Source organism: Dyella sp. (assembly GCF_035685885.1).
Taxonomy (GTDB): Bacteria; Pseudomonadota; Gammaproteobacteria; order Xanthomonadales; family Rhodanobacteraceae; genus Dyella.
This window is the reverse complement of the sequence record NZ_DASRZX010000070.1, coordinates 1-11394: the sequence shown is the minus strand read 5'-3', so window position 1 is coordinate 11394 and position 11394 is coordinate 1. Positions and strand designations below refer to the sequence as shown.

Sequence of the window (11394 nt, the reverse complement as noted above, 5' to 3'; positions counted from 1 at the left end):
CCAAACCAGCCGGCGAGCCTGAGCACGCCCTGCCCGGTCAGGTCCATCACCTTGAACCAGGAAAGGCCAGTGGCCAGCGTCACCGCCACCAGGAACAGCGCGAGCAGCAGCAGCGGCGCGCCCTTGTCGCCCAGTGCGCTCAACAGGCCACGACCAACCCACATGCCGATGATGCCGCCCACGCCCTGGGGCAGCACCGGCTCGTCGTTGAAATTGAGATAGAGCAGCGCCGGCGCGGTGATGAAGAAGAACACCGAACCGATCAGGCGCAACGAGGGTTCCCAGGGCTGCACGGTGCGCTCGCCGCGATGACGCAGCACCTGGATACCCAGGAATAGCAGCAACAGCGGGAAGCAGTAGGAAACCAGCCCGAAGATATAGCGAAGCACATTGGCGATGTTGGCGCCGATGGAGCCTCCGAAGTTGCGTGCGTGCTCAACGGTGCCGACGTGGCCCCAGCTCGGATCCTGGTCGTTGTAGCTGAACAGGCAGACCAGCAGATACAGCGCCAGCGGCAGCAGCAGCAGCGCCCCGGCCTCGCGCAAGCGGCGCTTCAGCTCTTCGCTGAGTCCCTCGCGCTGCTTTTCCTTCTTGACGTTCGCGCTACGCGGCACCGTGGTCCTTTTCCTGTCTGGAGAGTCAGCTCAATATCTCTGCATAGCCCGCGTTGTGCCAGCACGCCCGCCAGCAAGTGGAGCGTGGCGAAGCGCCTGACTGGCCGTCAGGTCGAGCCGCGCGCCGCTTGCTGGCGGGTGCGCTGGCTCAACCCTACGGGCCGGGCCTGTTTGCCCCCCGGCCCGCGTCATCACTCGGTCGTGTATCGACATACACTTCCTCGTTCTTCCTTGCCCTGCGGGCAAACAGCTCCCGGCGCGGGCTATGCAGAGATATTGAGCTGACTCTAATCATGAGACCGGCCGCCATCATGGCGGCCGGCCCTTGTTACATCCGTCGAAACGGCAGGCTAGACCTTAGATCATGCCCTTGAGCGCCGGATGAACCAGCTCGCCGCCGTCGACGTTGATGCCCCCGCGCAGCGGTTCGAACTGCCGCCATTCGTTGCCGGCGGCCAGACGCTGCACGTACGGGAGGATAGCGGCAGAAATCGCCACCGACGAGGTCTGCGGAACGGCACCCGGCATATTCGTGACGCAGAAGTGCGTTACGCCGTGCACGTCGTAGGTCGGCTCCTTCCAGGTGGTCGGACGCGAGGTCTCGAAGCAGCCGCCCTGGTCGATGGAGATGTCCACGAGCACGCTACCCTTTTCCATGGTCTTGACCATGGCTTCGGTGACGACGCGCGGCGCCTTGGCGCTCGGGATCAGCACGGCGCCGACCACGAGGTCGGCCGTGGCGACTTCTTCGGCCACCGAGGACTCATAGGCGTACAGCGCGGTCACGTTCGGGCCCATCGCCATCATCTCGGCCAGGCGGTCGTGGCGCTTGTCGAACACCACCACGTTGGCGCCGGCAGCGGCGGCCAGCGCAGCAGCGTTGCCACCGGCAGCGCCGGCGCCCAGCACGACGACCTTGCCGCGCGGCGTGGAGGCCATGCCGCCCAGCAGCTTGCCCTTGCCGCCCTGCGGGCGATGCAGCAGCGTGGTGCCGATCTGGGTGGCGATGCGGCCGGCGATCACCGACATCGGCAGCAGCAGCGGCAGGCCGCCGTTCTCTTCCACCGACTCGAACGCCACGCCGGTGAGGCCGATCTCAAGCAGGCGCTTGGTCAACTCCGGCTCGGCGGCCAGGTGCAGGTAGCAGAACAGCAGGTGGTGCTTCTTGAGCAGGGCGAGGTCGCCGGCAACCGGCTCCTTCACCTTCACGATCAGCTCGCCGGCCTCGTACAGGGCAGCGGCATCCGCAGCGATCTTCACGCCGACCTTCGAGTAGGCCTCGTCGGAGAAGCCGCTCTTCTCGCCGGCACCGGACTGGATGAAGACTTCATGGCCACGGCGCACCAGGTCGGCGGCGGCAGCGGGGATAAGGGCGACACGACCTTCGAGGGTCTTGGTTTCGGAGGGAATACCGATACGCATGGGGAGTAAATCCTGTGGGAAAGCTTCAAGTGGCAACGACGCCCCGCCGTGACCGGCGCGGCAAACCTGTGCAGCAGCCTTGAATCGGACCTGCGTCTTCCCCATCCTTGCGGGTTCGGACGCCTCGTTCCCGCACCTGTCATACGGCCTCAAGAAACCGTTGCAGGGGATGGAGCGAAAGACTGTTCAAGTCGCCAGCAAACCCGAAGGATTATAACCATGACGGGCAGGTCGTTTTCACATTCCCGCTACGCTGTGCGAGCAGACCACCGTTGCGCACTTGCAGCAAAGTCAAAGGGATAGACCTGATCCAGCTGAAAACCAGCTTCGGAACGCCGCTGGTGGGGCGCGCCGAAACACCATTCGCCGGAGCATGGTCCCAACTGCCTCCGGTACCCGCTTCCACCCATCCACGAACACCACCGCCCCTGGCGGATAGAAGGAACGCATGAACACAGCCACCAAGCACAGCCGCCTGCTGATCCTGGGCAGCGGTCCCGCCGGCTACACCGCCGCTGTCTACGCTGCCCGCGCCAATCTCAAGCCGACCATGATCACCGGCCTGCAGCAGGGCGGCCAGCTGATGACGACGACGGAAGTGGACAACTGGCCGGGGGATGTCGAGGGGCTGCAGGGGCCGGCGCTGATGCAGCGCATGGCCGAACATGCCGAGCGCTTCAAGACGGAAATGGTGTTCGATCACATCCATACGGTGGACCTCAAGCAGCGCCCGTTCCGCCTGAAGGGTGATTCCGGCGAGTACACCTGCGACGCGCTGATCATCGCCACCGGCGCCACCGCCAAGTATCTGGGCATCGCCAGCGAGGAGCACTTCAAGGGCCGCGGCGTGTCTGCCTGCGCCACTTGCGACGGCTTCTTCTTCCGCGAGCAGGAAGTAGCGGTGGTCGGCGGCGGCAACACCGCGGTGGAAGAAGCACTGTACTTGTCCAACATCGCCAGCAAGGTCTATCTCGTGCATCGCCGCGACAAGCTGCGCGCCGAGAAGATCATGCAGGACAAGCTGTTCGAGAAGGCCGCTGCCGGCAAGATCGAGCTGGTATGGAACCATGCCGTCGATGAAGTGCTGGGCGACAACTCCGGCGTGACCGGCGTGCGCGTGAAGGACATCAATTCCGGCGCGACGCGCGAGATCCCGGTCACCGGTTTCTTCGTTGCCATCGGCCACACACCCAACACCGGCATCTTCGACGGCCAGCTGGACATGCACGACGGCTACATCAAGATCCGCAGCGGTCTTGCCGGCATGGCGACGATGACCTCGGTGCCAGGCGTGTTCGCTGCCGGTGACGTGGCCGATCACGTGTATCGTCAGGCAGTGACGTCGGCCGGTTTCGGCTGCATGGCGGCACTCGATGCCGAGCGCTGGCTGGATCAGCAGGGTCCGGTGGGCTGATGGCCCAAACTTCCGGCGCATTCGTTCGGTGATCCCGAGGGTGCGCCGGTCCGTCCTTGATCGTCATTCCGGCGCATGCCGGAGGATCTTTACAGCAGCGAAGCTGGTCATCCAGTAGCGGCAGCGTTGGATCTTCGTGAGAAGGCAGCACTGAGGTCTTTCGCGACGACCACACTCGATGCCATTGGATTCCGGCCCTTGTCCCCTTTTGGGGGTGCGCCGGAATGACGACGTAGTAACGGTTCGGCGAATTCAGAGCAACGTGATCGAAGCCCGCTTCCACGACAGCATCGACAGCATCTCCGCCGAGGCGTGGGATGCGCTGCGTCCCGACGACAACCCGTTCGTCTCGCACGCCTTCCTGTCCTTGCTCGAACGCACCGGCTGCATCCGCCCGGACTGGGGTTGGCGCGCGCATCACCTGGGCCTTTATGAGCACGGCACACTCGTCGCTGCCGCGCCGCTCTATCTCAAGGGCAATTCGCACGGCGAATTCGTGTTCGACTGGAGCTGGGCCAGTGCGTGGGAGCGTGCCGGTGGCGATTACTACCCCAAGCTGCTCAATGCGGTGCCCTACTCGCCCGTGCCCGGCCCGCGCCTGCTGGCAGGCGTGGGACCGCGCGCCGCGGAATACCGCGTGTCACTCACCACGGCCATGCGCCAGTTCGCGGCACGCATGAACCTTTCATCGGTACACGCCAACTTCCTGCGCGACGATGAACTGCCGGCCTTCGACCACGACTGGCTGGTTCGCTCGGATGTGCAGTTCCACTGGCATAACCACGGCTACGCGGATTTCGCCGGCTTCCTCAGCGCACTGAACCACAAGAAGCGAAAGAACATCCGGCAGGAGCGCGAGCACGTGGCGCGCAGCGGGCTGTCGATCGAGTGGCATGGTGGAGACAAGCTTTCGCAGGCGGAGTGGCGCCGCATCCACGAACTCTACGAAGCCACCTTCGATGCCAAGGGCAACCACGCCGCATTGACTGGCACGCTCTTTTCCGCCCTCGGAGAATCGCTGGGCGATGCCGTCCAGGTGGCGCTTGCGCGACAAGGCGAACACATCGTCGCCATGGCGCTGTTCCTGCAGAGCCACGACACGCTGTACGGACGCTACTGGGGCGCCGACATGGACGTGCCAGGGCTTCATTTCGAACTCTGCTATTACCAAGGCATCGAGCACGCCATCAAACGCGGCCTTCAACGCTTTGAGCCCGGTGCGCAGGGCGAACACAAGCTGGCACGCGGCTTTTTGCCGGTACGCACGCATTCGCGTCACTACCTCGTGAACACCAGTTTCCGCTCGGCCGTGCGCGAGGCGCTCGCCCACGAAACCGAAGCCGTCGACGACTACGCCAACGAACTGCTCGCGCACACGCCTTACGCAAGGCACGGCACGGCGCGCTGAACGTCCTCACCTGTTTTTCACGGCACGAGGCCAGTCGAGTCGTCAGCCCGTTGTCGACGCGTTGACACACTTCGGGAGCAGCATGTGGTTCGCGGGCACGCGCCGGGCATTCCGGCGCGCCAGAACGGAGCCACTTGCCGTGAACGCGAAACAAGCTTCTGGATTGGGCGCAGCACTCACACTGTGCGCCATGCCGATGGTGCTGGTTGCCGGCATCGGGGCGGGCCAGTTTGCCTGGCACCAGTACGCATGCACGCGCGACGCCTCGACGATCACTCGCGGCGGCTCACGCTATGACGTGGAAGTAAGCGGCGAAACCTGCAATTCCGCCGGCATCGCGAGTTTTGTCCGCGTCAAGCTCAAGGGTGCCGGCGCGCTGGGCAGCGACAGTACGATTCTGGTCTACGAACCGGTCGACAATGGTAACGATGACGACGATGCGAACCAGCCTCCGGAAGTGCGCTGGCTGTCGCCCGATCACTTGCAGATCGACGTGCATACCGCCGTGCACATCGACCGCCAAGTGGCCTCGTCACACGGCGTGGCGATCAGTTATCGCATCGTCAACCTCAAGCCATCCGAGCGACTGACGACCATGGCCAGGCTGCGTCGCAGTCCACGCGTGGCGTCCCTGTAGGCGCGACTCGCTGCGCAGGAATCATCCATTTCATGGCGACATGCCGTTAGCATGGGCCCGTCCATCCGACCGCCTGCGGCACTGCTGACGCCCCATGATCCGTTTGCCCCTGCTCGATACGGCCAAGCCGGAGCATTTTCCCGATCCGCGCAAGGCACTGAACGAGCCCAATGGCCTGCTGGCGTTCGGCGGCGACCTGTCGCCACGCCGACTGTTGGCCGCCTATGCGCAGGGCATTTTTCCGTGGTTCAACGAAGACGAGCCGTTGCTGTGGTGGTCGCCTGATCCGCGCTGTGTTTTCCACACGGCGGCACTGCGCCCCAATCGCAGCCTCAAGCGCCGCCTCGCCCAGGTTTCGTGGCGCATCACGGTGGATCACGCCTTCCAGGATGTGGTGGATGCCTGCGCCGCGCCGCGCCCAGGCCAGAGCGGCACGTGGATTGTCCCGGCCATGGCCGAGGCCTATACCCACCTGCACGCGATGGGGCACGCGCACAGCGTCGAAGTGTGGGAAGACCGGCGACTTGTGGGCGGCATCTACGGCATTGCCGTGGGGCGCCTGTTCTGCGGCGAATCCATGTTCAGTCGCGAAAGTAGTGGATCGCGCGTGGCACTCATGGGGCTTGCCCGGCTGCTGAGGCAGTGGGATTTCCCGCTCATTGACGCCCAGGTCACCAATGCGCACCTGCTGCAACTGGGCGCGGTCGAATATCCGCGCCCACAGTTCCTGCGCATGGTCACCCAGCTGGCCCACTTGCCCGGGCAGCCAGGCTCATGGGCCGAATTCACACCACTGGCGCAACTGACCGCATCAGGCAGCTGAGCGACGCAACGCCTGCGCGGCACGGTAGGAGTCCAGGACGTTATCCCGCACCGGCGCCTCACCGGTTGCCAGTGCATGCAGCCATTCCTCGGTGCTCAAGACGGCCGCAAAACGCGACTGTTCCACCACGCTGAACACGCGATGGATTTCCTCGGCGCTCGCATAACCCGCGTGATTGGCATAGGACACCGCGCCAGAGGCATCGTGCACGAATTCAACGGCCAACCCGCGATCGAACGCATGCTTGATCGTCGTGTCGTTGCAGTTGTGCGTCATGTAACCGATGACGGTCACCGTATCGACGCCCTGCGCCTGCAGCCAATCGCCAAGCCCCGTTTCGCTGAATGCGCTGGGCAAGGGCTTGTGGAACAGGGCGTCATGTGGCCGCCGCGCCACCTCGGCATGCAGCTCCCAGCCATGGCTTCCCACGGCGAAGGCCGGGCCATCGGCGGGCGAATCCTGCTGGATCGCCACCACCGGCACACCTGCTGCGCTGGCTGCATCCATGATCCTGGTGATGTTGGCCAGCGATTGCGATGACGGCGGGTATTCGATCTGCAGGTTGCCGGTGAAGTACTCGTTCTGCACGTCGATCACGATCAATGCGCGGCGCGGGGAGACAGTCATGGCACAACTCCTTGGAGTGTCTGGATGGCGTGCATGGTGCGCCGGGGGACACTTGCGCACGAGTGGCCTGAAGGACAATGATCGATGCAATCGGGCCAACGGGAATTGCCATGCGGCAGATACGCATCGCCGTGGTTGCCTTCGAAGGCATCCTCCCCTTCCATCTCTCCGTGCCCTGCGCGGTGTTCCAGTCGCCAACGCCGGAAGGCAACTCGCCTTTCCGGCTGCGCGTGTGCTCGGTGGAAGGCCCCAGGATTCTCAGCGCCGCCGGCTTTTCCATCGGCACGGACTACGGGCTGGACGAACTCGCGCGCGCGGACGTGATCATCGTGCCGTCCTGGCGTGATCCGGAGGAAACACCGCCTGAAGCGCTGCTGCGGCAACTGCAGAAGGCGGCTGCACGCGGCAAGCGCATCGTCGGCCTTTGCCTGGGTGCCTACGTGCTTGCGCACGCTGGACTGCTCGACGGCAAGCTTGCCACCACGCATTGGGGCTGGGCCCGCGATCTCGCCGAGCGCTTTCCCTCCGTGCAGATGGATGCCGATGTGCTCTATGTGGACGAAGGCCATATCGTCACCTCGGCCGGCGCGGCCGCTGGTATCGATTGCTGCCTGCACCTGGTGCGCCAGATGCTGGGCTCCGACGTTGCCTGCCGCATTGCGCGACGCATGGTCGTGCCGCCCTTCCGACACGGCGGCCAAGCGCAGTTCATCGAACAGCCGATGCCCGAGGCTCCTTCGGATCGACGCATGGCGCGATTGCTGGAGCAGGTACAGCGTCACCTTGATCACGACCATAACCTCGACGACATCGCCGAGAAGGCGGCCATGAGCCGCCGCAGCTTCACCCGTCATTTCCGCCAGATCACCGGCAGCAGTTTCGGCGACTGGCTGTTGTCGCAACGGCTGGGCGAAGCGCAACGCTTGCTGGAAACCACCCAGCTACCGCTCGATCGCATCGCCACGGCCATCGGACTCGGCTCGCCGGTGACATTGCGGCAGCATTTCCAACGCGTCTACCGCACATCGCCCACCAACTACCGACGCACGTTCTGCGAGTCGCGAGCGAGCGCCTGACTCGGCGCTCAGGCCATGCCGTTGCAGAAGATTTTGCTGGCCGGGTGGAACTGGAACGCAAGTCATTGCCGCTGCCCCCCACAAATTGCCAGCTATGCGTTTCGCAGCGGCGTATTTACTGCCGCTGAGCATGCTGCTCTCGCCGCCGAGATTGGCCGAACTTACCTTGGCACTGGCATGGTTCCGAAATTTGCTGAACGTCAAGCAAAACGGGGGCAGAGTGCACTTTCTTCCACGAAACCCCGGGGCGATTCAGAGGCCGTATTAGTTCTACGCTTCCATCGACCCTGACACCTTTTTGCACCATTCCATATGCGAAGCAATCGCGACCCACTACAAGGCACAAATGCCTGTGCAGGCTGAGTGCCTCGTTAGCCCATCGACAACCTCGTCCAGTGTGGGACGAAGCTTTCCATCGATTTGTTCGCGACCGGCCAGCGCCGCCTGAGCAAGAACACTACGCATCGTTTCCGGTAGCGCCGATGCAAGGGGACGAATATTGTCCGCCAGTGCGCGAAGCGTCAGGAGTCTGTTATCCAGGCTGATCTTCGCATCACCCGCACCGAGGATGACGCCGCTGATGATCTGGAACAGGCCAGTTCTCGCCTGCATTGCACCTTCGCGACGGACTGGAGTGAGCTCCTCAGGTTTGAAGGATGCGAGCCGCGCACTCAGGGGCACTATGGCACGAGCCTCGCAAGCGACATTGAACGCGAAGAGTCCCGCGAGCTCGTCCTGATATGTATATGAGTTCGACTGAGTCAGCTCGCGCAACTTGCGGCTGAGCTCAGCGGTGTCGGCGACCAGAGGTTTGAGACGTTCCGCACCGGCCAGCATGTATCGCACGGCAATTTCATTGGCCTTTCCACAGACGCCCATAAGCGCACCCATGTCCTCCTCGCCGTAAGGTGCGTCGCCTAGCACGCTCCTCGCATCAGAGAGCACCGCGAGCCAACGTTTAGCATCAGGCTCAGTCCGACGGGGCATCTTGCCCGTCAGCTGACCATCGGCCATGCGCATCTCGATTTTCTTCGCCGCGCTTAAGTAAGCCACTTCGCGAGGTGGCGCTCCCGCCAATAAATGTGTCGAGGCGACACAAAGAGTGAAGGCCACAAAGCCACGCACCGATGTCCGGCGCACGGGGCTGTCGCCATGCCGCAAAACAGGGGTCAGAGTGCACTTTCTGGCGTGAGTGCTGTTTTGCGATAGCGGCCAATTTTCGTTAGCCCCACACGGTGGACGAGTTACGCTTCGAAGTCCGGCATTCGCGAAGCGCTGGCAGTCAGCTTCAACAAAGAAGCCGGGCTGCCCGTCGTTGCCGCGCTGAACAATATGCTGCGGAATGTAAGCCAGGTCGATATGAGGTTGGCTAGGCATGGTCGCTCCCGGTGACGGAGCGGGTATCGTGATCGTCATTCGCAAAGGCGGGCATCAGTGCATTGCTTTTGTGCGGGCCGGAAAAGTGCACTCTGACCCCTGGCTTACCTGGCTTAGTTGGGGTGTCGACACGGCAGTAGTGCGTTGCCCTGGCTATCCATGACGGCCAACACGCTGTTGCTGGAATGCAGATCAATGGCTGCGTAAAGTGACAGGGCTGCCTCCTGTCGCGAGGGACGTCCTACGTTGTGGTGACAACGAACGTACCGCCACGCGGGAGGCGGCGACATGAGTGTTCAGAGTTAACCCAGGCGTTTCTAGCATCCATTCCGAGTGGTCACCTTCTTGCGCTCAAATTCGGTTACGTCGCCAGTGATGACGCAGTCGACCCCTTAAGGCGCTGCACCTGGCTTTTGATCGCCGCCTCGCGCCCGATTTCCTCAAGGTTGTCGCGCTCCAACACGTTAAAGTGATGGGTGTGCTGCAGGTGCAAAATCAAAACGGTTTTGGCCTGGCTTCCCAGGCGGTCGATGCCGTCAGAGATCATGCCCCGCCTGCACCTACGACGCCATGGAGGACCGTGCACTCCGGACTCCCTTCGGCCCACCCCATTTTCCCCGCGAGATCACCCGCCGCGCGGAAGCCCACATAGCCGGCCACCTGACCCATCTCCTGCTGCTCCTGCACCTTCTGCGCATCGAAGATGGGCTTGAGACCTTATTGGTCTAGCGTGGCGGTGCGATTCAGCGCGCTGATGTCCACGTTGCCGTCGCGCACCGCGATGGTGCCGTTGGCCAAAACAGGGGTCAGAGTGCACTTTCTGGCGTGAGTGCTGTTTTGCGATAGTGGCCAATTTTCGTTAGTCCCACACGGTGGACGAGTTGCGCTTCGATGAGAGGCACAAAAGGGATTGGGGGCTTAACGCTCATGTGACCAGTGACGGAGCAGCGTCATAGATGCCAGGCACCGCACTGATTGTTCATCAGCATCACCGGCGTGAGCTGCACGCCCTGGGAAGACCTGGTTACCTCGGCCACACCGGTTGTGCAGAAGCCATAGACCTCCTGGCGCACTTCGTAGTCGTACCCGTCGCGCGGAATAAAGGTGGCGCGTGAGTTAGCGCAATATTCGACATAGGCTCCGCGGGCGGCCCGATTGGTCATGCCGAACGTCACCGTGATCGGCCCACCAGCTGGCACATACACCTCAGCATAGTCATCGTCGCCTAACGTGAATTGCTTGGGAATGCCAAGATCGCGTTTGCCAAGGTGCCTGGCACCCCAGTCAGTCAGGCGACCGTTTGGCTGAGCATCACCAGACGGACAAGCTGCCGCGTAGACACGCGGCGTAAGACCCACGACGCGAATACGAGCCCGCGGACCGGACGTAGGCTCCTGATAGCGCGGCGAGATCTTCTTGGTCGCACTGCAGCCGGCACTAAGACCTGCTGCAAGGATGGCTAGACCGTAAATGAACTTTATTAGAAAGGACGAGTGTGTAGCTTTTGACACGGGCATCCGGGCAATCCAATACGTTGGAAGTTCGAGTTATCGCACATGGCACGATCGCTGCTGGTGGTGGCGATGGCGACGTTGGCGCTGCCCTTGGCCGTGCTGCCGTAGGCGATGTCATCGTTGGCGCTGGTGAACAAACGAATCCACTAGAAGCGGATTTCCTTACCCCAGAGGAAACGACCTTCGTGGTAGTCCAGTTCGAAGTAGAAGTCGCCTGCGTATTCGATCCAGGCGGTCACGCCGAATTGGCCGTCTGGATGCGTACTCACATTGCGGAACCACATCTTGGCCCCGGACGGGACGTCATACGCGGTCAGCTCCCATGGCACGCGAAGGCGGTAGCGCTCCTTGCCGTAGGCGTCGAGGACGTAGCAGTTATCAGGCTTGAAAACTGCCTCGAAACAAATGAACCCACTCGAATCAGGGAGTTGACCCCAATAAGAATCCCTGATGCGCGAAAGCAATTGGCCATCAACAGTCCA

The 11394-nt window shown here is 62.7% G+C and carries 12 protein-coding genes; 5 read left to right on the top strand and 7 right to left on the bottom strand.

Annotation, left to right across the window (positions count from 1 at the left end; genetic code table 11):
• Both VFG49_RS08955 and VFG49_RS08950 read right to left on the bottom strand, forming a co-directional pair.
• Positions 1-614, bottom strand: a 614-nt coding sequence (locus VFG49_RS08955; RefSeq protein WP_324859597.1) for a DNA translocase FtsK 4TM domain-containing protein, incomplete at its 3' end; no start/stop codon positions are given.
• 357 nt (positions 615-971) lie between these two features.
• Positions 972-2036: an alanine dehydrogenase gene (locus VFG49_RS08950; RefSeq protein WP_324859595.1), complete on the bottom strand. Its 1065-nt coding sequence runs from the start codon at positions 2034-2036 to the stop codon at positions 972-974.
• A 448-nt stretch (positions 2037-2484) separates the two neighbouring features.
• Here VFG49_RS08950 and trxB point away from each other — a divergent pair, with 448 nt between their 5' ends.
• From trxB to aat, 4 genes are all read left to right on the top strand, one after another.
• Positions 2485-3450 carry a thioredoxin-disulfide reductase gene (gene trxB / locus VFG49_RS08945; protein WP_324859593.1) on the top strand — a complete coding sequence of 322 codons (966 nt, stop codon included), beginning with the start codon at positions 2485-2487 and terminating at the stop codon, positions 3448-3450.
• Between the two features lie 262 nt (positions 3451-3712).
• Positions 3713-4858, top strand: a complete 1146-nt coding sequence (locus VFG49_RS08940) for a GNAT family N-acetyltransferase (RefSeq protein WP_324859591.1) — start codon at positions 3713-3715, stop codon at positions 4856-4858.
• Between the two features lie 139 nt (positions 4859-4997).
• Positions 4998-5495 carry a hypothetical protein gene (locus VFG49_RS08935; RefSeq protein WP_324859589.1) on the top strand — a complete coding sequence of 166 codons (498 nt, stop codon included), beginning with the start codon at positions 4998-5000 and terminating at the stop codon, positions 5493-5495.
• 94 nt (positions 5496-5589) lie between these two features.
• A complete protein-coding gene (gene aat, locus VFG49_RS08930; RefSeq protein WP_324859587.1) occupies positions 5590-6318 on the top strand; it encodes a leucyl/phenylalanyl-tRNA--protein transferase in 729 nt (242 codons plus the stop codon).
• On the opposite strand, the gene VFG49_RS08925 is transcribed toward aat, so the two are convergent.
• Positions 6307-6945 (bottom strand): cysteine hydrolase family protein, encoded by a 639-nt coding sequence (locus VFG49_RS08925; RefSeq protein ID WP_324859585.1) that lies wholly within the window; start codon positions 6943-6945, stop codon positions 6307-6309. The two genes, aat and VFG49_RS08925, sit on opposite strands and share 12 nt — an antisense overlap.
• Positions 6946-7055: 110 nt before the next feature.
• Here VFG49_RS08925 and VFG49_RS08920 point away from each other — a divergent pair, with 110 nt between their 5' ends.
• Positions 7056-8021: a GlxA family transcriptional regulator gene (locus tag VFG49_RS08920; RefSeq protein WP_324859584.1), complete on the top strand. Its 966-nt coding sequence runs from the start codon at positions 7056-7058 to the stop codon at positions 8019-8021.
• A gap of 333 nt (positions 8022-8354) precedes the next feature.
• Here the strand turns inward: VFG49_RS08920 and VFG49_RS08915 are convergent, their stop codons facing one another.
• From VFG49_RS08915 to VFG49_RS08900, 4 genes are all read right to left on the bottom strand, one after another.
• A complete protein-coding gene (locus VFG49_RS08915; RefSeq protein ID WP_324859582.1) occupies positions 8355-9398 on the bottom strand; it encodes a hypothetical protein in 1044 nt (347 codons plus the stop codon).
• A 361-nt stretch (positions 9399-9759) separates the two neighbouring features.
• Positions 9760-9945, bottom strand: a complete 186-nt coding sequence (locus VFG49_RS08910; protein WP_324859580.1) for a CsgG/HfaB family protein — start codon at positions 9943-9945, stop codon at positions 9760-9762.
• A 403-nt stretch (positions 9946-10348) separates the two neighbouring features.
• Entirely contained in the window at positions 10349-10909 is a 561-nt protein-coding gene (locus VFG49_RS08905) for a hypothetical protein (RefSeq protein WP_324859578.1), read from the bottom strand.
• A 149-nt stretch (positions 10910-11058) separates the two neighbouring features.
• The coding region (locus VFG49_RS08900) for a hypothetical protein (protein WP_324859576.1) at positions 11059-11394 on the bottom strand (336 nt) is incomplete at its 5' end.

Bases quoted from the DNA above. Each gene is read 5' to 3' on its own strand.
- VFG49_RS08950 (WP_324859595.1), bottom strand. From the start codon at position 2,036: ATGCGTATCGGTATTCCCTCCGAAACCAAGACCCTCGAAGGTCGTGTC.
- trxB (WP_324859593.1), top strand. From the start codon at position 2,485: ATGAACACAGCCACCAAGCACAGCCGCCTGCTGATCCTGGGCAGCGGT.
- aat (WP_324859587.1), top strand. From the start codon at position 5,590: ATGATCCGTTTGCCCCTGCTCGATACGGCCAAGCCGGAGCATTTTCCC.
- VFG49_RS08925 (WP_324859585.1), bottom strand. From the start codon at position 6,945: ATGACTGTCTCCCCGCGCCGCGCATTGATCGTGATCGACGTGCAGAAC.
- VFG49_RS08920 (WP_324859584.1), top strand. From the start codon at position 7,056: ATGCGGCAGATACGCATCGCCGTGGTTGCCTTCGAAGGCATCCTCCCC.
- VFG49_RS08915 (WP_324859582.1), bottom strand. From the start codon at position 9,398: ATGCCTAGCCAACCTCATATCGACCTGGCTTACATTCCGCAGCATATT.
- VFG49_RS08910 (WP_324859580.1), bottom strand. From the start codon at position 9,945: ATGATCTCTGACGGCATCGACCGCCTGGGAAGCCAGGCCAAAACCGTT.